This is a genomic window from Enterobacter sp. ECC-019, assembly GCF_043974075.1.
GTDB classification, from domain to species: Bacteria; Pseudomonadota; Gammaproteobacteria; order Enterobacterales; family Enterobacteriaceae; genus Enterobacter; species Enterobacter asburiae_D.
The window spans coordinates 959,838-981,939 of sequence record NZ_CP143759.1 but is presented as its reverse complement, the minus strand read 5'-3'; the positions used below and the strand labels follow the sequence as shown (position 1 = coordinate 981,939).

18 protein-coding genes are annotated in these 22,102 nt (G+C 55.6%); 8 read left to right on the top strand and 10 right to left on the bottom strand.

Annotated elements, in window-relative coordinates:
• The first annotated feature begins 38 nt into the window (after positions 1-38).
• The gene (locus tag V1566_RS04545) at positions 39-1,025 is read left to right on the top strand and encodes an IS110 family transposase (protein ID WP_395305184.1); all 987 of its coding nucleotides are present in this window, start codon (positions 39-41) and stop codon (positions 1,023-1,025) included.
• 55 nt (positions 1,026-1,080) lie between these two features.
• Here V1566_RS04545 and gltP read toward each other — a convergent pair whose 3' ends face one another.
• Positions 1,081-2,394 carry a glutamate/aspartate:proton symporter GltP gene (gene gltP, locus V1566_RS04540; RefSeq protein WP_395305183.1) on the bottom strand — a complete coding sequence of 438 codons (1,314 nt, stop codon included), beginning with the start codon at positions 2,392-2,394 and terminating at the stop codon, positions 1,081-1,083.
• Positions 2,395-2,817: 423 nt separating this feature from the next.
• Between gltP and acs the strand changes: the two genes are divergently transcribed.
• From acs to actP, 3 genes are all read left to right on the top strand, one after another.
• A complete protein-coding gene (gene acs / locus V1566_RS04535) occupies positions 2,818-4,776 on the top strand; it encodes an acetate--CoA ligase (protein WP_395305182.1) in 1,959 nt (652 codons plus the stop codon).
• A gap of 68 nt (positions 4,777-4,844) precedes the next feature.
• A complete protein-coding gene (locus V1566_RS04530; protein WP_395305954.1) occupies positions 4,845-5,159 on the top strand; it encodes a DUF485 domain-containing protein in 315 nt (104 codons plus the stop codon).
• Complete coding sequence (gene actP, locus V1566_RS04525; RefSeq protein WP_395305181.1) at positions 5,156-6,805, top strand: cation/acetate symporter ActP; 1,650 nt, start codon at positions 5,156-5,158, stop codon at positions 6,803-6,805. The genes V1566_RS04530 and actP overlap by 4 nt, the downstream gene beginning before the upstream one ends.
• Before the next feature lie 32 nt (positions 6,806-6,837).
• On the opposite strand, the gene V1566_RS04520 is transcribed toward actP, so the two are convergent.
• Positions 6,838-7,527 (bottom strand): LrgB family protein, encoded by a 690-nt coding sequence (locus tag V1566_RS04520; protein ID WP_395305180.1) that lies wholly within the window; start codon positions 7,525-7,527, stop codon positions 6,838-6,840.
• On the bottom strand, positions 7,520-7,930 hold the full coding sequence (locus V1566_RS04515) for a CidA/LrgA family protein (protein ID WP_032644716.1): 411 nt from the start codon (positions 7,928-7,930) through the stop codon (positions 7,520-7,522). Before V1566_RS04515 ends, V1566_RS04520 begins: the two co-directional genes overlap by 8 nt.
• A gap of 102 nt (positions 7,931-8,032) precedes the next feature.
• Between V1566_RS04515 and V1566_RS04510 the strand changes: the two genes are divergently transcribed.
• Entirely contained in the window at positions 8,033-8,920 is an 888-nt protein-coding gene (locus V1566_RS04510) for a LysR family transcriptional regulator (protein WP_395305179.1), read from the top strand.
• 81 nt (positions 8,921-9,001) lie between these two features.
• Here the strand turns inward: V1566_RS04510 and V1566_RS04505 are convergent, their stop codons facing one another.
• The 4 genes from V1566_RS04505 to soxR form a co-directional block, all read right to left on the bottom strand.
• Entirely contained in the window at positions 9,002-10,648 is a 1,647-nt protein-coding gene (locus V1566_RS04505) for a Na+/H+ antiporter (protein WP_024906728.1), read from the bottom strand.
• Positions 10,649-10,798: 150 nt separating this feature from the next.
• Positions 10,799-12,148, bottom strand: coding sequence for a guanine/hypoxanthine transporter GhxP (gene ghxP, locus V1566_RS04500; protein ID WP_395305178.1), 1,350 nt, complete (start codon positions 12,146-12,148; stop codon positions 10,799-10,801).
• A gap of 294 nt (positions 12,149-12,442) precedes the next feature.
• The gene (locus V1566_RS04495; RefSeq protein WP_395305177.1) at positions 12,443-13,114 is read right to left on the bottom strand and encodes a glutathione S-transferase family protein; all 672 of its coding nucleotides are present in this window, start codon (positions 13,112-13,114) and stop codon (positions 12,443-12,445) included.
• 352 nt (positions 13,115-13,466) lie between these two features.
• Positions 13,467-13,925: a redox-sensitive transcriptional activator SoxR gene (gene soxR, locus V1566_RS04490; RefSeq protein WP_023331806.1), complete on the bottom strand. Its 459-nt coding sequence runs from the start codon at positions 13,923-13,925 to the stop codon at positions 13,467-13,469.
• A 98-nt stretch (positions 13,926-14,023) separates the two neighbouring features.
• On the opposite strand from soxR, the gene soxS reads away from it, so the two are divergent.
• Positions 14,024-14,350, top strand: a complete 327-nt coding sequence (soxS, locus tag V1566_RS04485; protein WP_013095071.1) for a superoxide response transcriptional regulator SoxS — start codon at positions 14,024-14,026, stop codon at positions 14,348-14,350.
• Between the two features lie 6 nt (positions 14,351-14,356).
• On the opposite strand, the gene V1566_RS04480 is transcribed toward soxS, so the two are convergent.
• Positions 14,357-15,922 carry an EAL domain-containing protein gene (locus tag V1566_RS04480; protein WP_395305176.1) on the bottom strand — a complete coding sequence of 522 codons (1,566 nt, stop codon included), beginning with the start codon at positions 15,920-15,922 and terminating at the stop codon, positions 14,357-14,359.
• 340 nt (positions 15,923-16,262) lie between these two features.
• Positions 16,263-17,666 (bottom strand): GGDEF domain-containing protein, encoded by a 1,404-nt coding sequence (locus V1566_RS04475; protein WP_395305175.1) that lies wholly within the window; start codon positions 17,664-17,666, stop codon positions 16,263-16,265.
• A gap of 487 nt (positions 17,667-18,153) precedes the next feature.
• On the opposite strand from V1566_RS04475, the gene V1566_RS04470 reads away from it, so the two are divergent.
• Entirely contained in the window at positions 18,154-18,435 is a 282-nt protein-coding gene (locus V1566_RS04470) for a YjcB family protein (RefSeq protein WP_008503385.1), read from the top strand.
• 62 nt (positions 18,436-18,497) lie between these two features.
• Here V1566_RS04470 and ssb1 read toward each other — a convergent pair whose 3' ends face one another.
• On the bottom strand, positions 18,498-19,028 hold the full coding sequence (ssb1, locus tag V1566_RS04465; RefSeq protein WP_023310055.1) for a single-stranded DNA-binding protein SSB1: 531 nt from the start codon (positions 19,026-19,028) through the stop codon (positions 18,498-18,500).
• A gap of 251 nt (positions 19,029-19,279) precedes the next feature.
• Between ssb1 and uvrA the strand changes: the two genes are divergently transcribed.
• Entirely contained in the window at positions 19,280-22,102 is a 2,823-nt protein-coding gene (uvrA, locus tag V1566_RS04460) for an excinuclease ABC subunit UvrA (RefSeq protein WP_395305174.1), read from the top strand.

The following is a 22,102-nucleotide window of genomic DNA, read 5'->3' as shown; positions in this document are numbered from 1 at the left end:
TTTTCCCGGTAATCCGCATTCACAAGGTTGGTTTCACTATGGAACAGGAACTTCACTTTATTGGTATCGACATCTCCAAAGCTAAGCTGGATGTCGATGTGTTGCGACCTGATGGCCGTCACCGCAGCAAAAAATTTACTAACACACCTAAAGGTCACGAGGAGCTGCTCAGCTGGCTCCGCAGCCATAATGTGGCTCAGGCACATATCTGCATGGAAGCGACCAGCACCTATATGGAAGACGCAGCAGCATCCCTCAGCGATGCCGGTTTCACCGTATCCATCATCAACCCGGCTCTTGGTAAAGCCTTTGCGCAGAGTGAAGGCCTGCGCAGTAAAACCGATGCCGTTGATGCCCGTATGCTGGCAGAGTTCTGCCGGCAGAAGCGTCCGGTAGCCTGGGAGGCACCTCATCCGCTGGAGCGCGCGTTGCGGGCGCTGGTGCTGCGTCACCAGTCCCTGACAGACATGCACACGCAGGAGCTGAACCGTCGTGAGACGGCGCGGGAGGTGCAGATGCCGAGCATCGATGCGCACCTTCTGTGGCTGGAAGCGGAGCTGAAGCGGCTGGAGAAACAGATAAAGGACCTGACGGATGATGACCCGGACCTGAAGCACCGGCGAAAACTGCTGGACAGCATACCGGGTATCGGTGAAAAGACATCCGCGGTGCTGCTGGCGTATGTGGGGCTGAAGGACAGGTTCGGTCAGGCGCGGCAGTTCGCGGCTTTCGCAGGACTGACACCGCGGCAGCATGAATCCGGAAGCAGCGTACACAGGGCAAGCAGGATGAGTAAGGCAGGCCATGTCTCGCTTCGCAGGGCGCTGTATATGCCCGCGATGGTGGCGCTGTACAAAACGGAGTGGGGAAAAGCGTTCAGGGCGCGTCTGGAAAAGAACGGCAAGGGAGCGAAGCTGATAATCGGAGCGATGATGCGCAAGCTGGCGCAGGTGGCGTATGGCGTCCTGAAATCAGGACGCCCGTTCGATGCCACATTACATCAGGAAAATGCTTGCGTGGCATAACAGTATCTACAAAACCCGTAGGCCCGGTAAGCGCAGCGCCACCGGGCTTAGGATATTACTGGTCAGCCGTCTTATCAAAACGACCCAGCACTTCGCGTTCATACGCCAGCGCTTTTTTGTGGTCGAATTTGTGTTCCCACTTGGCGATAACCAGCACCGCCAGGGCATTCCCCACCACGTTCAGCGCCGTACGCGCCATGTCGAGGATACGGTCCACACCGGCGATAAATGCCAGACCTTCCAGCGGAATACCGACGCTGCCGAGCGTAGCCAGCAGCACTACGAAGGAGACACCAGGAACGCCTGCAATACCTTTTGAGGTCACCATCAGCGTCAGTACCAGGACGATCTCCTGCCACAGCGACAGATCAATGCCGTACAGCTGCGCAATAAAGATAGCGGCGATACTCTGGTACAGCGTCGAACCATCCAGATTAAAGGAGTAGCCGGTCGGTACCACGAAGCTGGTAATAGAGGCAGGCGCGCCGTAGGCTTCCATCTTCTCAATAATACGCGGCAGCACGCTCTCGGAGCTTGCCGTGGAGTACGCCAGAATCAGTTCATCTTTCAGGATACGGATCAGGATCCAAATGCTCAGCCCGCACAGCCGCGCCACGATCCCCAGCACCACCAGCGCGAAGAACAGGATGGCGAAGTGCACCAGGATCACCAGCTTAGCCAGCGGCCACAGGGAGGCAAAACCGAAGTTCGCCACGGTGACGGCGATAAGCGCAAACACCCCTACCGGTGCGTAACGCATCACCATGTGGGTCACTTTAAACATGGTTTCGGAGATAGAACGGAACACGGTCACCAGCGGTTCGCGATGCGTCGCTGGCAGCGAAGAGAGTCCCAGACCGAACAGCACCGAGAAGAAGATGATAGGCAGCATCTCGCCCTTCGCCATTGAGGCCACGATGTTGGTCGGTACCAGCGAAAGGATTGTGCCCATCAGGCCGTGCGCATGACTCTGCACGTCAGCGGTCGTACTTTGGTATTTCGAAATATCCACCGTTGCCAGTTGCGACATATCGATCCCGGAACCCGGCTGGAACACGTTCGCCAGCGTGATACCGAGGATAATCGCAACCGTAGTGATCACTTCGAAATAGATAATGGTTTTCGCACCAATACGGCCTAACTGCTTCGCATCGCCGACGCCCGCAATACCGACCACCAGCGTCGAGATCACAATCGGTACCACAATCATCTTGATCAGATGAATAAAGATATCCCCTGCCGGTGAAAGCAGGTTCGCAATCAGCCATTCGCGGCTGTCGCTGTGATAGTGGAGGTAACTGCCCAGCAAGATGCCCAGCACAAGGGCGATTAAGATCTGCCAGGCAAGGCTGACTTTAACGTTTTTCATAGAAACTGACTTCCTCAATGAAGCGCCCTATTCACTGAAACTGCATGAATATGGAGACATACTGAAAGGGTATGAATTGTGTTGCGTTGGTTTATGGGATTTTTTAACGCGGCGTATGAGTATCATTTGCGCGACCCGTTGCGCAAGCCTTAAAGAACGATGCGTTTCACTCGCAAAAGCGACGATGACGGGAGTTTGTTCTAATTCTGACAAATAACCTTTTGTTATAAAAAAGCTTTTTTAAACATAAATGTGAATAATCGTCAGCATAAATTATTTTCCTTCAAAGTTTCATTCGCTCATTTTTCATACTCTTCAAACAATGCGTGATCTGTAGCCCAAATACTAAACAAAGCTTGTAAAGCCCCTACAATTAACGTTTTTGCGACATATTATTAACATCTTACAAGGAGAAAAAAAGCCATGAGCCAAATCCACAAACATGACATTCCCGCAAATATTGCGGACCGTTGCCTGATCACCCCGGAGCAGTACCACGAGAAATATCAGCAATCTATCACCGCCCCGGACATCTTCTGGGGTGAGCAGGGCCATATCCTTGACTGGATCAAACCTTATCAGAAGGTGAAGAACACCTCCTTTGCGCCCGGGAATGTCTCCATTAAATGGTATGAAGATGGCACCCTGAACCTGGCGGCGAACTGCCTTGATCGCCACCTTGCCGAGCGCGGGAACGAGACGGCCATCATCTGGGAAGGCGATGACGCCTCGCAAAGCAAACACATTACCTACAAAGAGCTGCACCGCGACGTGTGCCGCTTCGCCAACGTCCTGCTGGAAAAAGGCATTAAAAAAGGCGATGTGGTCGCTATCTATATGCCGATGGTGCCGGAAGCGGCGGTGGCCATGCTGGCCTGCGCGCGTATCGGGGCGATTCACTCGGTGATTTTCGGCGGGTTCTCGCCAGAGGCGGTTGCGGGTCGTATTGTCGATTCAAGTTCAAAGCTGGTGATCACCGCCGATGAAGGCGTGCGCGCCGGACGCGGTATCCCGCTGAAGAAAAACGTCGACGAAGCGCTGAAAAACCCGAACGTCAAAACGGTCAGTAACGTCATCGTCCTTAAGCGTACCGGCGGCAAAATCGACTGGAACGAAGGGCGCGACCTGTGGTGGAGCGACCTGATCGAAAAAGCGAGCGACCAGCATCAGCCGGAAGAGATGAACGCAGAAGATCCGCTGTTCATTCTTTATACTTCCGGCTCAACCGGTAAGCCGAAAGGCGTGCTGCACACCACCGGCGGCTATCTGGTCTATGCGGCCACCACCTTCAAATACGTCTTCGACTACCATCCGGGCGACATCTACTGGTGTACCGCCGACGTGGGCTGGGTCACCGGACACAGCTACCTGCTGTACGGCCCGCTGGCCTGTGGCGCAACAACGCTGATGTTTGAGGGCGTACCAAACTGGCCGACCCCGGCGCGTATGTGTCAGGTAGTCGACAAACACCAGGTCAACATTCTCTACACCGCGCCAACTGCGATCCGCGCATTAATGGCGGAAGGTGATAAAGCCATCGAAGGCACGGACCGTTCTTCATTGCGCATCCTCGGTTCCGTGGGTGAGCCCATTAACCCGGAAGCCTGGGAGTGGTACTGGAAAAAAATCGGTAACGAAAAATGCCCGGTGATGGACACCTGGTGGCAGACCGAAACCGGCGGCTTCATGATCACTCCGATGCCGGGCGCCACGCAGCTGAAGGCCGGTTCCGCAACCCGTCCGTTCTTCGGCGTGCAGCCTGCACTGGTAGATAACGAAGGCAACCCGCTGGAAGGCGCCACCGAAGGTAACCTGGTGATCACAGACTCCTGGCCGGGTCAGGCGCGTACCCTGTTCGGCGATCACGATCGCTTCGAGCAGACCTACTTCTCGACCTTTAAAAACATGTACTTCAGCGGTGACGGCGCACGTCGTGACGAAGACGGGTACTACTGGATCACCGGGCGCGTGGACGACGTGCTGAACGTCTCCGGCCACCGTCTGGGCACCGCTGAGATTGAATCAGCCCTTGTGTCGCATCCGAAAATTGCCGAAGCCGCCGTTGTCGGTATTCCGCACAACATCAAAGGCCAGGCGATTTACGCCTATGTCACCCTGAACCACGGCGAAGAGCCGTCGCCAGAGCTGTATACCGAGGTGCGCAACTGGGTACGTAAAGAGATTGGCCCGCTGGCGACGCCGGACGTGCTGCACTGGACCGACTCGCTGCCGAAAACCCGCTCCGGCAAAATTATGCGTCGCATCTTGCGCAAAATCGCGGCAGGAGACACCAGCAACCTCGGCGATACCTCAACGCTCGCGGATCCTGGCGTGGTGGAAAAACTGCTCGAAGAGAAGCAGGCCATCGCAATGCCTTCCTAGTGTTTTCTCCCTCTCCCCATAGGGGAGAGGGAGAAAACAAACCAACCTTACCTCTGGAGATTTCTGTGATGAATAACGATATTTGTCAGCAGATAGAGAATAGTGCGCACTACAGGGAGCTCGTCGAAAAACGGCAACGGTTTGCCTTCATCCTTTCCATCATCATGCTGGTTATCTACGTCGGCTTTATTCTGCTGATCGCCTTTGCCCCGCACTGGCTGGGTACCCCGCTGCACGAGGGGACCAGCGTGACGCGCGGCATTCCGATTGGCATTGGCGTGATTGTGATTTCATTCCTGCTGACCGGCGTCTACGTCTGGCGCGCGAACGGTGAATTTGATCGTCTTAACAGAGAAGTCCTGCGCGAGGTAAAAGCATCATGAAGCGAGTTATGACGGCGCTCGCCGCCACACTTCCCTTTGCTGCCGATGCGGCAGATGCCATTACCGGTGAGGTACAGCGCCAGCCAACCAACTGGCAGGCAATTATCATGTTCCTGATTTTCGTCGTGCTGACGCTGTACATTACGTACTGGGCGTCGAAACGCGTGCGCTCCCGTAACGATTACTACACCGCAGGCGGTAACATTACCGGCTTCCAGAACGGGCTGGCGATTGCGGGTGACTTTATGTCTGCCGCCTCTTTCCTCGGGATCTCTGCGCTGGTGTACACCTCCGGCTATGACGGCCTGATCTACTCCCTCGGCTTCCTCGTCGGCTGGCCGATCATCCTGTTCCTGATTGCCGAGCGCCTGCGTAACCTGGGCCGCTATACTTTCGCAGACGTGGCCTCGTATCGCCTGAAGCAGGGGCCAATTCGCACCCTCTCCGCCTGCGGCTCGCTGGTGGTGGTGGCGCTGTATCTGATTGCGCAGATGGTGGGCGCGGGTAAATTGATCCAGCTGCTGTTCGGCCTCAACTACCACATCGCGGTGGTGCTGGTTGGCGTACTGATGGTGATGTACGTGCTGTTCGGCGGCATGCTGGCGACCACGTGGGTGCAGATCATCAAAGCCGTCCTGCTGCTGTTCGGCGCCAGCTTTATGGCCTTTATGGTGATGAAACACGTCGGCTTCAGCTTCAATAACCTGTTCACCGAAGCGATGGCGGTCCACCCGAAAGGGGAAGCGATCATGAGCCCGGGTGGGCTGGTGAAAGACCCGATATCCGCGCTCTCGCTGGGTCTCGGGCTGATGTTCGGGACCGCGGGCCTGCCGCATATCCTGATGCGCTTCTTTACCGTGAGCGATGCGCGTGAAGCGCGCAAGAGCGTCTTCTACGCCACCGGTTTCATGGGTTACTTCTATATCCTGACCTTTATCATCGGCTTTGGCGCGATCATGCTGGTGGGGGCGAACCCGGCGTTTAAAGACGCGGCGGGCGCGCTGATTGGCGGTAACAACATGGCGGCGGTGCACCTGGCCGACGCGGTGGGCGGTAACCTGTTCCTCGGCTTTATCTCCGCCGTGGCCTTCGCCACTATTCTTGCGGTGGTTGCAGGGCTGACGCTGGCCGGCGCGTCTGCGGTGTCGCATGACCTCTACGCCAACGTCATCCGCAAAGGCGCGAGCGAGCGCGATGAGCTGAAGGTCTCGAAAATCACTGTGCTGGTGCTGGGCGTTGTGGCGATTCTGTTAGGCATTCTGTTCGAGAAGCAGAACATCGCCTTTATGGTGGGGCTGGCCTTCTCGATTGCGGCAAGCTGTAACTTCCCGATCATCCTGCTCTCCATGTACTGGTCGAAACTGACCACCCGTGGCGCAATGATTGGCGGCTGGTTGGGACTGCTGACGGCGGTGATCCTGATGATTCTGGGCCCGACCATCTGGGTGCAGATCCTCGGTCACGCAAGCGCCATCTTCCCGTATGAATACCCGGCGCTGTTCTCCATTGCTGTAGCGTTTATCGGCATCTGGTTCTTCTCCGCTACCGACAATTCGCCGGAGGGTAATCTGGAGCGTGAGAAATTCCGCGCCCAGTTTATCCGCTCACAAACCGGTCTCGGCGTTGAGCAGGGCCGCGCGCACTAAGCCTTTCTCCCCGGTCATTCTGGCCGGGGAGCTTAAAACATCACCCACGCCACCAGCGGCGCAATCAGCACCATTACCACGCCCGAAAGCATCATCACCAGGCTCGCGACAACGCCCTCCTGCTGCCCCAGCTCATACGAACGTGCCGTGCCCGCCCCGTGCGACGCCGCGCCAAACCCTGCCCCTTTTGCCATCCCCTCACGGATCGACAAGCGCAGGAATAGCATATCGCCGACCGCCATGCCGAACACGCCCGTCACCACCACAAACAGCGCCACCAGATCCGGCTGCCCGCCGAGCGGTTTCGCGGCCGCAAGCGCAAACGGCGTGGTTACCGAACGCACGGCCAGGCTGCGCTGAATTTCATCGGGCAGGGTAAACAGGCGTGCCAGCCAGACGGAGCTACACACCGCCACCACCGTGGCGGTGACAACGCCCGCGCTGAGCGACATCCAGTGGCGTTTGATAATCGCCAGGTTGTCGTAAACCGGTACGGCGAAAGCGATGGTCGCCGGGCCGAGCAGCCAAAGCAGCCAGTGGGATTCACCAATGTAGTTCTGCCAGGAGATATGGCCGAAGACCAGCATCAGCACCAGCAGGATTGGCGTGAAGACCAGCGGCATCAGCGGCAGGGCATGGAAACGACGATACAGCCGCTTGTTGGCGAAGTAGATCCCCAGCGTCGCAATCAGGCACAGGATGCTTATCTGAAAGTTAGTCATGTTTGTGCCTGCTGATTTCAAAGCGATACACTTTATCCACCACCCAGGCGGTCGCCCCCAGCACCATCAGCGTACTCAGCGCGATAACCGCAAAGATTCGCCAGCCGTCGACCATTAGCAGCTGCGCGTAGTTCACCACCGCCACCACGGCAGGGACAAAGAACAGCAGCATCTCCGCCAGCAGCCAGCGCGCCCCGGCGCGCACCCAGCTCAGGGGGATCACGCGACAGAGGATGAGCGTCAGCATCAGCAGCATCCCCACCAGGTTGGCAGGCAGCGGCAGATGCAGCCAGCCGACAAGATATTCCGCGAAAACAAACAGTCCCGCATAGAGCAGTACCTGAACCGGGACCTGGAGTCGTTGCACAACGGCAGGCGTAACACGGCTTAACGCCACGGCCATGGAGGGTTTCCTCAAAAATGAGACGAGGCGCCAGTATAGAGACCGCACGGTGTGGACTGAAATGAATTAAAATCATCAAAGGTATAGTTTCGAGGAATAATCATGGACATAAGAACGCTGCGCTATTTTGTCGAAGTGGTTCGTCAGCAAAGTTTTACCCGCGCAGCGGAGAAGTTGTTTGTTACCCAGCCGACTATCAGCAAGATGCTGAAAAACCTCGAAGATGAACTGAACTGTACCCTGCTGATCCGCGACGGGCGCAAGCTGTTGCTGACCGACACCGGACGCGTGGTGTTCGAACGCGGGCTGGCGATTCTGGCGGAGTTCCGCCAGCTGGAAGCAGAGCTGGACGATATTAATCATCTGACGAAAGGGGTACTTCGCCTCGGCATTCCGCCAATGGTGGGGATGATGATGGCCGGGCCGATCAGCCTGTTTCGCCAGCGTTATCCCGGCGTTGAGCTGAAGATTTCGGAGTTTGGTGGGTTAACCGTCCAGCAGGCCGTCACCAACGGCGAGCTCGACGTGGCAATGACCGCCCTTCCCGTTGAGGAAGAGAGTGGTCTGGCAACGCTGCCGCTCTTTAGCCACCCGCTGTGCGTGCTGGTACCCCGCTCCGGCGACTGGTTGAAGCGAGACTCGGTGAAGCCTGAACTGCTCGGCGAGCACCCTCTGCTTATTTACAACGAAGACTTTGCCCTCAGCCGCCAGCTGATGACGCTGTTTAGCCACCATAACGTCAAGCCGCGCATAGCGGTGCGCAGCGGACAGTGGGATTTCCTGGCGGCGATGGTGCAGGCAGGCGTGGGGATTGCCATTCTGCCGCAGCCTATCTGCGAGCGGCTGGATAAAAACACGCTGCGCTGGATCCCGCTGGAGAGCGACCTGCACTGGCAACTGGGGATGATCTGGCGTGAAGGGGTGTATTTATCGCACAGCGCACAGGCGTGGCTGCAGTGTTGTGAGGGGTTTTGGGTGCGGTCTGAATAGTGCCGGGTGGCGGCTTCGCCTGACCCGGCCTACGGTTCGAACGTAGGCCCGGTAAGCGCAGCGCCACCGGGCAAAACAGCGCTACTGATTCTCTATCAACAGCGCTTCCAGCAGGTCCAGATCGTGCAGCAGCTTTTGCAGCGTTTCGTTGCTGATCTGCCGCGTGGCGCGCAGGTGATACAGCTCGGCACGCTCTGAGCGCAGCGCCGCCAGGCGGAACCGGCGCTCCAGGTTCTCCTCCTGCAGCGAGCTTTCCACATCGTTACGCCCATCGGCACGGCGACGCAGGTTGCCAATCACGCGGGAACTGACTTCCGTCAGCAGTTGGTTATCGATGTTCTCTTCCGCATCCGCAGCCAGACGCTCTTCCATTTTCTGGATGGCGACAATTGCCACCTCGGCGGTAGCCGCCCTGGCAATACGCTCCTCTTTATGCTGCTGGGTCGAATCACCGGCATCAATATGCTGGAGTAAAATCGGCAGCATAATCACGCCGACAAACAGGGAGAACAGAATCACGCCCGCCGCCAGGAAGACCAGCTCGTAGCGCGCCGGGAAGACGTCGCCCGTGGGCAGCAGCAGCGGTATGGAGAGCACACCGGCAAGGGTAATCGCCCCGCGTACGCCCGCAAATGAGGCGATCAGCAGCTCACGCGTTGTCCACGAGCCGAACTCCATCGGCTTTTTCTTCAGGAAACGTACGCTGAAGTTTTTCATCGTCCACAGCCAGCCGAAACGCACCAGCATCAGCGCCAGGTAGATCAGCACGATGTCGGTAAACAGCATCCAGACCTCAACGTTCGGGTCGGCTTCGGCCGCCACCAGCGAGGATTCCATAATGCCCGGCAGCTGCAGGCCCAACAGCAGGAACACCATGCCGTTAAACACAAATTCCAGCATGGCCCAGGTGCTGTTGGCACGCAGGCGCATGGCCAGCGGCGCGCGGCGCATTACGCCGGAGCGGGTTATGGTCATCCCTGCCGCAACCGCTGCCAGAATGCCCGACACACCGATATGCTCGGCAATCAGATAAGAGGCAAACGGCAGCAGGAACAGCAGTACGATCTGCGTAGCGGGTTCATCGCCGCCCCAGCGGCTGAGGAAGCGCAATGAGCGGCCGTACAGCCAGCTCACCACGAAACCTGCGAGAATACCGCCAATCGCTACCTTGAAGAATTCCAGCGTCGCGCCGCCGACGGTGAAGACCATCGTGCCCATTGCAACGGCCACGGCAAACTTCAGGGCCACCAGGCCGGAGGCGTCGTTCATCAGCGCCTCACCCTGTAAAATCCCCATGATTTTCTTCGGAATACGGCCTTCACCCACAATGCCGGACAGCGCCACGGCATCGGTTGGCGACAGCACGGCGGCCAGCGCAAAAGCCGGTATTAATGGAATACCCGGTACCGCCCAGTAGATCAGAAAACCAATCCCGACGACGGTGACCACCACCAGCGCCAGCGCCAGGCCGAAGATCTCGCGCCCGTGCTCAAGGAATTCGCGCGTGGGCGTTTTCCAGCCATCGGCAAACAGCAGTGGCGGGATAAACAGTACGAGGAACAGTTCGGGGTCAAATTCCACGTGCAGGCCAAACGTCGGCCACGCCAGCAGCGCGCCGATGGCAATTTGCATTAATGGCAGGGGGACCTGAAAGGGCAGTACGCGTGTAACCACCCCGGATAACGAGACCACAAGGGTCATGATGAGTATTGTGAAGAAGATTTCCATGCGTTCCCTGTTTGCTGTGTTGCTTATGTACTCCGGAAGGCGTCGTGCCTTTTATTCTATCTTCACCAGAGTAACGCAAAAGGCAACAGGATGAGTCCTGAAAATAAAAACGGGCGGCCTGAGCCACCCGTTTTCGCATCAAAGGACAACTTAGATTGCCCAGCCGCCCGCGTAGAACGCCACCAGCGCAACAGCGATAATCACGGTGCCGATGTTCAGCTTGCGCCATTCACCGGAAACCAGACGACCAATCACCAGCGACGCGAAGCCGATCATAATGCCGGTCACGATGTTACAGGTCAGCACGATGAAGACTGCGGTAATCAGGCCAGACATGGCGTCCACGAAATCTGCAAAGTCGATTTTCGCCACGTTGCTCAGCATCAGCAGGCCAACGTACATCAGCGCTGGCGCGGTCGCATACGCCGGAACCAGATAGGAGAGCGGAGAGAGGAACAGGATCAGCATGAACAGCACGCCGACGGTGATCGCCGTCAGGCCGGTTTTACCGCCTGCCGCCGTACCCGCTGCGGATTCGATGTACACCGCCGCAGGCGCCGCGCCCACCAGGCCAGAGAAGACGCTGCTCAGGGAGTCAGTGGTCAGCGCTTTGCCGCCATCAATAATCTGACCGTCTTTATCCAGCAGGTTCGCCTGACCGGCTACCGCACGAATGGTACCGGTCGCGTCAAACACGGCGGTCATCACCAGCGCCAGCACGCTTGGCAGGATCACCGGGTTCAGCGCGCCAACGATATCCAGGCTGCCAATCAGGGAGTTGCCTTTGTCATCGCTCAGTGACGGCATGGCGAAGATACCGGAGAAGTGTACGGTTGGATCGAAAATCAGGCCGATAACGGAAACACCGATAATGGTCAGCAGAATGCCGCCCGGGACCTTCAGTTTTTCCAGACCGATAATCACCGCCAGGCCGATCAGCGACATAATCACCGGGAAGCTGGCGAAATGGCCCAGCGCCACCGGCAGACCGTCCAGCGGGTTCTTGATGACCAGACCAACGCCGTTGGCGGCGATCAGCAGCAGGAACAGGCCGATGCCGATACCGGTACCGTGCGCCACGCCCTGCGGCAGGTTGCGCAAAATCCAGCTACGGATGCCGGTTGCGGAAATCACGGTAAACAGCACGCCCATCAGGAACACGGCACCCAGCGCAATCGGTACGCTGATGTGCTGACCCAGCACCAGGCTAAACGCGGTGAAAGCGGTCAGAGAGATAGCGCAACCAATCGCCAGCGGCAGGTTCGCCCACAGGCCCATCACGATGGAGCCTACACCGGCCACGAGGCAGGTCGCCACAAAGACAGCCGCTGGCGGGAAGCCTGCTTTACCCAGCATGCCCGGCACAACGATGACGGAATAAACCATCGCCAGAAACGTTGTCAAACCGGCAACGATCTCCTGGCGCACGGTGCTGCCGCGAGCCGAAATTTTAAACATGGCGTCAAGTGAACCGCCAGTACGCGCAGATGGCGTAGACATAGAAAACATCCCCTGAGAGTTTTTTAGGAAGTCCATAAGCGAGGTGGAGACGCCACTGCCAGCTGAACGTCAAATCCTTGTGTTGCGTTTGTGACGAAAGGGCGTCACAAAAAAAGCAAACGTTTAGCTCCGCGCTTACAAACGGGTGGTCAAATTAAGGCAAACGATTATCTAGCGTAATCCCCGCCCTTTTCAACTGAACTTTCTCGTTTTTCGCTAAAATTCACTTATGACGCTGAAGAAATAAACAGAGGATGCGCAAACGTTATCGTCTATGCGCAATTTGTTTACATTTCAATCCTCGCCCGGGATAGATAACGGCCCCCCTTGCTCCAGGGTTCTTTGCCAGCCAGGGCTGCTCTCAACTTTTGTCTTCCATGCCTGAATATGCGGCAGATTAGCGATACCGCCGCGCGCCAGCAGGGCAAAGATCGGAAAGCTCATCTGAATATCGGCCATGCTGAGCGAATCCCCGGCAAACCAGCTGTTTTCGGCAAGATGTGACTCAATATAGCGCGCATGGGTTTCCAGCTGGCGGTTGAGATACGCTTTCTGCACCCCCTGTCCCAGCGCTTTGCCCAGGGTTCTGATACCAAACGGCACCGGTGGCTTGCCGAGACTGCTGAAGACCAGCTTCATTAACAACAGCGGCATCAGCGATCCTTCGGCGTAATGCAGCCAGAAGCGGTACTGCACCTTATGCGCCGGATCTAAAGGCTTAAGGCGTGACTCGGGATCGTACGTTTCCTGCAGGTACTCCAGGATGGCGCCCGACTCTGCAAGGATCAGTCCGTTATCTTCGATGACCGGTGATTTACCCAACGGATGCACCTTTTTGAGAGCCTCCGGTGCCAGCATGTTCTTTTCGCGCTGGTAGTGAACGATCTCATAAGGCAGGTCGAGCTCTTCCAGCGCCCAAATCACGCGGTGCGAGCGTGACTGGTTAAGGTGGTGTACCGTGAGCATGGTTTTCTCCTGTTATTCATACTTTTTAACTATAGAAAATTGAACAACACCGCGAAAAAAATTCGTCTAAAAAACGGCCAACGCGGCTGGCGAAAAAACGGGTCTTGCATAGACTTAAAGTGTCAGCACAATCCGGAACCTCACCAACCAGCTCGACACGAGGGGTACTGACGTCGGGGGAACCCCCCCCGTGAACCAGCGGGATAGAGTGAAAGACAAAGACCGGGAAAAACTAAAGCGCCCTTATGTGGCGCTTTAGTTCTTTATGTTTGCGCGGTTTTGCCGGCCTACGTTCTCGGTTTTGTAGGCCGGGTAAGGCGCAGCCGCCACCCGGCAAACCGGCCGCACAGACTCAATCTTCTTCCAGCAGCCGCGCCCCCGTCCCCTGCTCGCCCAGCCTGTCGCCCGGGTTACGCAACGGACAATCGCTACGCGACAGGCAGCCGCAGCCGATACAGCCATCCAGCTCGTCACGCAGGGCGACCAGCGTATGAATACGCCTGTCCAGCTCCTCACGCCACTGGGATGACAGCTCTTTCCACTCTTTCGGGCTAAGCGTGTGACCTTCCGGCAGCACGCCAAACGCCTCGCCGATCGTGGCCAGGGGAATTCCGATTCGTTGCGCAATTTTGATAATCGCCACGTAGCGGAGCACGTCGCGGGTATAGCGACGCTGGTTGCCCCCGTTACGGATACTTTTGATTAACCCTTTGCTTTCATAGAAGTGGAGCGCCGATACCGCAACGCCGCTTCGCTTTGCCACTTCACCGGGGGTTAAAAGCGCTTTAATTCGCGGCAATCTCTTTTCCATAAAACCTCTTTACCTCAAGTTAACTTGAGGAATTATACTCCCCCGCAGAGAAAACGACGAATTAACCGAGATAGTTGTATCTACAGAGGGGCAACCTTATGTCGCATCAGCAGATTATTCAGACGCTTATTGAATGGATTGATGAACATATCGACCAACCGTTGAACATTGATGTGGTCGCTAAAAAGTCGGGCTATTCGAAATGGTATTTACAGAGAATGTTCCGCACGGTCATGCATCAGACGCTGGGTGAGTACATTCGCCAGCGCAGACTGCTGCTGGCGGCACAGGCGCTACGCTCAACGCAGCGGCCCATTTTTGATATCGCGATGGATCTTGGCTATGTGTCGCAACAAACCTTTTCCCGCGTGTTTCGCCGCGAGTTTGACCGCACGCCGAGCGACTACCGCCACCAGTTGAATTAATTACCCTCAGTGCAAAGGCTGCTGCTGCCAGGTCATAAATTCCTGGGGCGGCATCGCTTTCGCGAAGTGCCATCCCTGACAATACTGCACGCCGCGCTTCAGCAGCCAGCTCACCTGCTCTGCCGTCTCTACCCCTTCCGCAATGGTTTTCAGCCGCAGGCTTTGCGCCATCTCGATAATATGCTCGGCGATCAGGTGGCTGGTACTGTTGGTCGTTAAGGTATCGATAAACGATTTATCGATTTTCAGAATATCCACGTTCAGCGAGTAGAGGTTATGCAGGTTCGAGTAACCGGTTCCGAAATCATCGATCGCGACTTCGTAACCCGCCTGACGGAAAGCCTGAATCACCGGCGTGGTTTTTGGCACATCGATAAAACCGCGTTCCGTCACTTCTATTTTGATTTGCTGCGCACGGACGGCGTAGTGGCGAGCCTTGTCGGAGATCATGGCGATCAGCCGCGAGGAGTGGAAATCCGTGGCCGATAGGTTAATCGAAATATAGAGATGCGGATGCTCGGCCAGGAAATGACCCAAATCATTGAACACCTCTTCAACGACATAGTCCGTAATCCGCTCACTCATCCCCTCATTTTCCGCCAGCGGAATAAACTCCGCCGGGCTCATCACCTGCCCGTTAAAACCAGGCCAGCGTAACAACGCCTCCGCGCCCACACACTGGTTGTTCTTGATATCAATAATCGGCTGATAGTGTACGCAAAGCTGTCGTTTGTTCAGCGCGCGGTGCAGTAAGCGCCCCGGCGAATTGAGCTCACGATGGGTACGGGACCATACCAGCAAAATAATAATGCTGCAGATCATGCCCAGCGGCAGCGTCAACGTCGCCTGGTGATAAAGCGTTTCATAAAAGCGTTTATTCGATGTCGACACAATGGCCGCAATAGGTCTTTTAGGGGATGTTACGATCGTATAAAAGCGGTTATCTTTTTGAAATACCGATTCCTTATCCCGAATCATCGAATTTAATAAAGAAACATTGGCTTTCTGGCTGACGGAAAAGAAAGCATTGGTTACCGTGTCGTACACACCCCACGAGAGAGAATGATCCGCAGACATGACTTCGCTGTATGAAAGCGGGTTGACGACCACCACATAATTTCCGCGCTGCATATATGTCATTTTATAGCCAGTATAAAATGGGGTATCGCGATAATAATAGATAGCGACGTCAGGTTTACGCGTGTAATTAGCGACAGGAATGGCGTAGGGGTGATCCGGTGTAAAAACGGTCGAACAAAGAAAATTCTGACCTTCAGCGTAAATTAAATCGGCGACAAACAGGCGGCCACGAACAACGTTCAGCATATATTGACGATGTCCCGGCGTGCAAAGCTCGCCCTGATATTTTTCAGCCTCGTCCCGTGCCAGCTCAACCTGTTGAATAACCAGTTCTGTTTTGTCTAAAGCCAGTTCAGCAAATGTGCGTAGCTGGGCGCTTGTTTCAGACACGGCTCGTAGCTGGGCAAACCATAGCGCAAGCATCACCGGCAGCATAACTACCATGATGATCCCTACTACCCTGAGCATTTTGCGCCGCGCGCTACGATTCATTTCCCGCCCTATATCCCTGCATGTTGTACGCCTGTAGTAATGAAGGCCGGATGCTTTGTTAAACAGGTGATTACGTTGCATGAATCATGCGAAGTTAGCAACTGACTTTTCGTATTAAAAATCTTAAATTTCGTTATGACGATAATATTTTCCCGTAAGTTAAACTGTAAGTATTCGTTCCGTTTCAATTAAGGAAAATAATTACCCAGCCCACCGGGAGAGGCGGGAAGATAACACAACAGACGATCGTTGATTAAGCCAAACTTGTGGTAGTACGAGAAAAGCACAACGTTACTATGACATTTCACTCTATTTTTTCGGGCGTCTTTTGTTCGTTGATTTATAAATAATCAGCCGCCACTACCGTTTTTCCTCGCCCCGTATGCTTGGCCTCATATAACGCTTTATCGGCACGCCTCAGTAAGGCTGAAGTATCCTGCTGTTCCCCGCAGACTTCCACAACCCCTGCGCTAAACGAAAGCGACAGTTTTCTCTCACCCACTATCATCGGATTGGTTTTCAGGACGGTGCGCAACCTGGCGGACAGCTGCGCAGCGCCATTACCGTCAGTGTGTGCCAGAAGGAGCAAAAACTCTTCGCCTCCCACGCGCCCTAATGCTGAGTCTGAGGGGGCTAACTTGCGGACAGAATTACAAAAGTGAAGGAGTGCTGCATCACCCACTGGGTGTCCCCATTCATCGTTGATCTGTTTGAAAAAATCCAGGTCAAACATCAGGACACAAAAATGGCTGTTAATCTCATGCCTGGCGCTGGCCTCCAGCGCGAGTTCCAGCTGCTGCAAAATCGCCGAACGGTTTAAGCAGCCCGTGAGATCGTCAGTACTGGCTTTTACCTCCAGCTGCAGCTCGGCTTTTTTCCGCTCGGTAATATCCAGCCCAATATTGAGAATAGAGTTGTCTGGCAACAAAATGTTTGACCACAGTACCGTCAATGGGGTGCCGTCTTTACGTAGAGGATGCCACTCATACATATCCTTAAGCGGCGAGATATTGACCGACTCTCTTACCCGCCGCCGCTCTTCTGGGTCGGGGTAAAACAGCGAAAGCGGATCGGCATGTTCAGCGATCTCCGCCATCGTCCAGCCGAATACTTTTTCACATTCTGCATTCCACAGTACGCAGCGGTTAAATTTATCGAAAGAGTTCATTAAAACCGGGGCACGTTCAAACAGAGTCTTATATTGCGTCACGACACGCTTCATTTCCTGCGCGGTTTTTTCACGGGCAATAATTTCCGCAAAATAGTCTTTTAATTTTTCCATCAGCACCACGACGATATTTTTCAGAATCGGCAGCGAATAGAGCCTTTCATTAAACGCTAAAAAGAAATAGCCGCTGCAGTGCCAGTTATGGGTTGAAAGCTTGCACAACACACCGCTTTGCAGTTGCGCATAGCCCGGGTGCTGAGGAGAAAATAACGCGCGGCCAATATTCTCTTTCCAGTAGATCGCCCGCCACAATCGAGGGTGCCGCTGGAGCAGGGTATCCGCAAGGAAATCGGCCACCTCGAAGGGATGGCAGGTCATCTCTCCGGCACAGACCACGCGCTGCAGCCCGTCATCACCGTTAACACTCACCCAGGCAAGACTTGCTCCCAAGGCCCGGCTGATGGTCTCCAGCATATCGGCCTGAGAACATTGTGCATGAAGCTGGGGCATCAGTTTTGCCAGCGCATGCAACGCCTGCATGCTGTCATTAACAATCTCACGTCGGTTTTCTTTCATTTTTTTCGCTGATTATCAGGCGATAAACCGGACGCAACTTTCTTCAGATTCGAAAAATCGTCAAAACAACGCGGCAGGCTGAGTCTCAGCGCAGCGAATTAAAACAACGTTGTGTGTAATTAAAAACGTACAGATAAATAAAAAATCAATAAAATTCAAAAACCTGAAATATTAGCTGCGAGTAAAATTAATTGTCCACTCAAGCATAAGCCATAGGAATATTACTGTAAACGTTGTACATAGCACGCGCTTTTGCATCAGTTTTGCTATCCCAATGAATTCTTTATAAAGAGTCAGGAAAAAGGGAGCTTAGCCTGCAAAGATATATTTTTCACCGACGCGCACTGATAATGGGTAGCGATACCCCCCCGCTTTTCATCAGTCTGGCACTGGCGAATAAAACAGCAATTGTGATATAGTTCACAAATCTCATGTAACGAAAAAATCTGTTTCATTCAGTTCGTCTGTTTTGTAGAGGATGGGTTTTATGGCAACCATTACTACCAGCATGGTTCTCCTGCGCTGGCCTTTGTTGAGTGCGGTACTGATGTTTTTAGCCAGCACGCTGAACATTCAGTTTCGTAAATCTGACTATGCGGGTCTTGCTGTCATCAGCACCCTGCTGGGGCTGGGTGCAGCCTGCTGGTTTGCAACGGGTCTTCTTGGCATCACCCTGCTGGATATCGCCGCTGTCTGGGAAAATATTAAAGTGGTGATGGTTGAGGCGATGAGCCACACGCCACCAGACTGGCCGATGGTAATTACCTGATCCCTTACGGAATAAAAAAACCCAGACCATGGTCTGGGTTTTTTGTTTTGAGCACTCGGAAATCAGAACGGAATGTCGTCGTCGAAATCCATTGGCGGTTCGTTAGACGGCGCCGGTGCAGACTGCTGCTGCGGACGAGACTGCGCGCCGCCGCTGAACTGGTTGCCGCCCTGCGGCTGCTGAGGCTGACCCCAACCGCCCTGCTGCTGGCTCTGGCCACCACCTGCTGGTGCACCACCGCCCTGACGGCCACCCAGCATCTGCATGGTACCGCCCACGTTGACCACGACTTCAGTGGTGTACTTCTCAGCACCGGACTGATCGGTCCATTTGCGGGTACGCAGCTGGCCTTCGATATAGACCTGAGAACCTTTACGCAGATACTCACCGGCCACTTCGGCCAGTTTGCCAAACAGCACTACGCGGTGCCATTCGGTCTGCTCTTTCATCTCACCGGTCGCTTTATCACGCCAGGATTCGGAAGTAGCCAGCGTAATGTTGGCAACTGCGCCACCACTCGGCATGTAGCGTACTTCCGGGTCCTGGCCCAGATTACCGACGAGAATCACCTTGTTTACGCCTCTGCTGGCCATGTTCGTGTCTCCTGAATACGTTTCTTAATAGTGTAAACGCGCGAGTGTACCATTTCCACGCGTCAATTTGCATAGTTGCGTAGCAGGTTCAGAAATCTCCCGCGAACTCGACATTGTTACACAGCGAATCAGAAAATGCATTCCAATACTGTATATTCAAACAGGTCAAATTGTGTCATAATTAGCCGTTTCTGACAGCCGTTTGTCCTTCAAACAAATCAGGCAATCCGTGTTCCAACCGGGAAAGGTGAATGGATAAGATCGAAGTTCGGGGCGCCCGCACCCACAATCTCAAGAATATCAACCTCATAATCCCTCGCGACAAACTCATTGTCGTGACCGGGCTTTCGGGGTCTGGCAAATCCTCACTGGCTTTCGACACTTTGTATGCCGAAGGACAGCGTCGTTACGTTGAATCACTCTCTGCGTACGCGCGTCAGTTCCTGTCGCTGATGGAAAAACCGGATGTCGACCATATTGAAGGGTTGTCCCCTGCTATCTCTATTGAGCAGAAGTCCACCTCGCATAACCCGCGCTCAACGGTCGGGACCATTACCGAAATTCATGACTACCTGCGTCTGCTGTATGCCCGCGTGGGTGAGCCGCGCTGCCCGGACCACGACGTCCCGCTGGCGGCCCAGACCGTCAGCCAGATGGTGGATAACGTGCTGTCGCAGCCGGAAGGCAAACGCCTGATGCTGCTGGCGCCGATCATCAAAGAGCGAAAAGGCGAACACACCAAAACGCTGGAAAACCTGGCAAGCCAGGGCTATATCCGCGCCCGTATCGACGGCGAGGTGTGTGACCTGTCCGATCCGCCAAAGCTGGAGCTGCAGAAGAAGCACACCATCGAAGTGGTGATTGACCGCTTCAAGGTGCGTGACGATCTCGCCACGCGTCTGGCGGAATCCTTTGAAACCGCGCTGGAGCTCTCCGGCGGCACGGCCGTGGTCTCCGACATGGACGACCCGAAAGCGGAAGAGCTGCTCTTCTCCGCCAACTTCGCCTGCCCGATTTGCGGCTACAGCATGCGCGAGCTTGAACCGCGCCTGTTCTCATTCAACAACCCGGCGGGCGCGTGCCCGACGTGTGACGGCCTGGGCGTACAGCAGTATTTCGACCCGGACCGCGTGATCCAGAATCCGGAGCTGTCACTGGCGGGCGGGGCCATTCGCGGCTGGGATAAACGTAACTTCTACTACTTCCAGATGCTGAAATCGCTGGCGGAGCACTATAAGTTTGACGTTGAAGCCCCGTGGGCCAGCCTGAGCGTGAACGTGCACAAAGTGATCCTGTTCGGTTCCGGCAAAGAGAACATCGAGTTCAAATACATGAACGATCGCGGTGATACCTCCGTGCGTCGCCACCCTTTCGAAGGGGTGCTGCACAATATGGAGCGCCGCTACAAAGAGACCGAATCCAGCGCGGTGCGTGAAGAGCTGGCGAAGTTTATCAGCAACCGCTCCTGCGCCACCTGTGAGGGCACGCGTCTGCGTCGCGAAGCGCGTCATGTGTTTGTTGAAAACACCGCGCTGCCGACCATCTCAGACATGAGCATCGGCCACGCGATGGACTTCTTCAACAACCTGAAACTCTCCGGCCAGCGTGCGAAAATTGCCGAAAAAGTACTGAAAGAGATCGGCGATCGCCTGAAGTTCCTGGTCAACGTCGGCCTGAACTACCTGACGCTCTCCCGCTCGGCGGAAACGCTCTCCGGCGGTGAGGCTCAGCGTATCCGTCTGGCGAGCCAGATTGGCGCGGGCTTAGTCGGCGTGATGTACGTGCTTGATGAGCCGTCCATTGGCCTGCACCAGCGCGACAACGAGCGTCTGCTCGGGACGCTGGTTCACCTGCGCAACCTCGGCAACACGGTGATCGTGGTCGAGCACGACGAAGATGCGATCCGTGCGGCTGACCACGTCATCGACATTGGTCCTGGTGCTGGCGTACACGGCGGCCAGGTGGTCGCGGAAGGCACGCTGAAGGACATCATGGCGGTGCCCGAGTCGCTGACCGGTCAGTTCATGAGCGGCAAGCGCAAGATTGAAGTGCCGAAACAGCGCGTAGCGGCCGATCCGGAAAAAGTGCTGAAGCTGACCGGCGCGCGCGGTAACAACCTGAAAGACGTCACCCTGACGCTGCCGGTTGGCCTGTTTACCTGTATTACCGGCGTGTCCGGTTCCGGTAAATCGACGCTGATCAACGATACGCTGTTCCCGATTGCGCAGACGGCGCTGAACGGCGCGACGCTGGCCGAGCCTGCACCGTACCGCGACATTCAGGGGCTGGAGCATTTCGATAAGGTTATCGACATTGACCAGAGCCCGATTGGCCGTACCCCGCGCTCTAACCCGGCGACCTACACCGGCGTCTTTACGCCCGTACGTGAACTCTTCGCAGGCGTGCCGGAAGCGCGTTCACGCGGCTATACGCCAGGACGTTTCAGCTTTAACGTTCGCGGTGGCCGCTGCGAAGCGTGCCAGGGCGACGGCGTGATCAAGGTTGAGATGCACTTCCTGCCGGATATCTACGTGCCGTGCGACCAGTGCAAAGGCAAGCGCTATAACCGCGAAACGCTGGAGATTAAGTACAAAGGCAAGACTATCCACGAAGTGCTGGACATGACCATCGAAGAGGCGCGCGAGTTCTTTGACGCCGTCCCTGCGCTGGCACGTAAGCTGCAGACGCTGATGGACGTAGGCCTGACCTATATTCGTCTGGGACAGTCCGCCACCACGCTGTCCGGCGGTGAAGCGCAGCGCGTGAAGCTGGCGCGTGAACTGTCAAAACGCGGCACCGGTCAGACGCTCTACATTCTGGACGAGCCGACCACAGGCCTGCACTTTGCCGACATCCAGCAACTGCTCGAGGTTCTGCATCAGTTGCGCGATCAGGGCAACACTATCGTGGTCATCGAACATAACCTGGACGTGATTAAAACCGCGGACTGGATTGTCGATCTCGGCCCGGAAGGCGGCAGCGGCGGCGGTGAAATTCTTGTCTCCGGTACGCCAGAGACCGTTGCAGAGTGCGAAGCCTCGCACACCGCGCGCTTCCTTAAACCGTTGCTGTAA

Excerpts from the sequence above, each read along its gene's own strand:
- uvrA (WP_395305174.1), top strand. The coding sequence starts at position 19,280 with ATGGATAAGATCGAAGTTCGGGGCGCCCGCACCCACAATCTCAAGAAT.
- V1566_RS04510 (WP_395305179.1), top strand. The coding sequence starts at position 8,033 with ATGGACATAAGAACGCTGCGCTATTTTGTCGAAGTGGTTCGTCAGCAA.
- gltP (WP_395305183.1), bottom strand. The coding sequence starts at position 2,394 with ATGAAAAACGTTAAAGTCAGCCTTGCCTGGCAGATCTTAATCGCCCTT.
- V1566_RS04470 (WP_008503385.1), top strand. The coding sequence starts at position 18,154 with ATGGCAACCATTACTACCAGCATGGTTCTCCTGCGCTGGCCTTTGTTG.
- V1566_RS04475 (WP_395305175.1), bottom strand. The coding sequence starts at position 17,666 with ATGAAAGAAAACCGACGTGAGATTGTTAATGACAGCATGCAGGCGTTG.
- V1566_RS04515 (WP_032644716.1), bottom strand. The coding sequence starts at position 7,930 with ATGGCCGTGGCGTTAAGCCGTGTTACGCCTGCCGTTGTGCAACGACTC.
- V1566_RS04530 (WP_395305954.1), top strand. The coding sequence starts at position 4,845 with ATGAATAACGATATTTGTCAGCAGATAGAGAATAGTGCGCACTACAGG.
- soxS (WP_013095071.1), top strand. The coding sequence starts at position 14,024 with ATGTCGCATCAGCAGATTATTCAGACGCTTATTGAATGGATTGATGAA.
- actP (WP_395305181.1), top strand. The coding sequence starts at position 5,156 with ATGAAGCGAGTTATGACGGCGCTCGCCGCCACACTTCCCTTTGCTGCC.
- V1566_RS04505 (WP_024906728.1), bottom strand. The coding sequence starts at position 10,648 with ATGGAAATCTTCTTCACAATACTCATCATGACCCTTGTGGTCTCGTTA.
- acs (WP_395305182.1), top strand. The coding sequence starts at position 2,818 with ATGAGCCAAATCCACAAACATGACATTCCCGCAAATATTGCGGACCGT.
- ssb1 (WP_023310055.1), bottom strand. The coding sequence starts at position 19,028 with ATGGCCAGCAGAGGCGTAAACAAGGTGATTCTCGTCGGTAATCTGGGC.
- V1566_RS04495 (WP_395305177.1), bottom strand. The coding sequence starts at position 13,114 with ATGCTCACGGTACACCACCTTAACCAGTCACGCTCGCACCGCGTGATT.
- ghxP (WP_395305178.1), bottom strand. The coding sequence starts at position 12,148 with ATGTCTACGCCATCTGCGCGTACTGGCGGTTCACTTGACGCCATGTTT.
- V1566_RS04545 (WP_395305184.1), top strand. The coding sequence starts at position 39 with ATGGAACAGGAACTTCACTTTATTGGTATCGACATCTCCAAAGCTAAG.
- V1566_RS04480 (WP_395305176.1), bottom strand. The coding sequence starts at position 15,922 with ATGAATCGTAGCGCGCGGCGCAAAATGCTCAGGGTAGTAGGGATCATC.
- V1566_RS04520 (WP_395305180.1), bottom strand. The coding sequence starts at position 7,527 with ATGACTAACTTTCAGATAAGCATCCTGTGCCTGATTGCGACGCTGGGG.
- soxR (WP_023331806.1), bottom strand. The coding sequence starts at position 13,925 with ATGGAAAAGAGATTGCCGCGAATTAAAGCGCTTTTAACCCCCGGTGAA.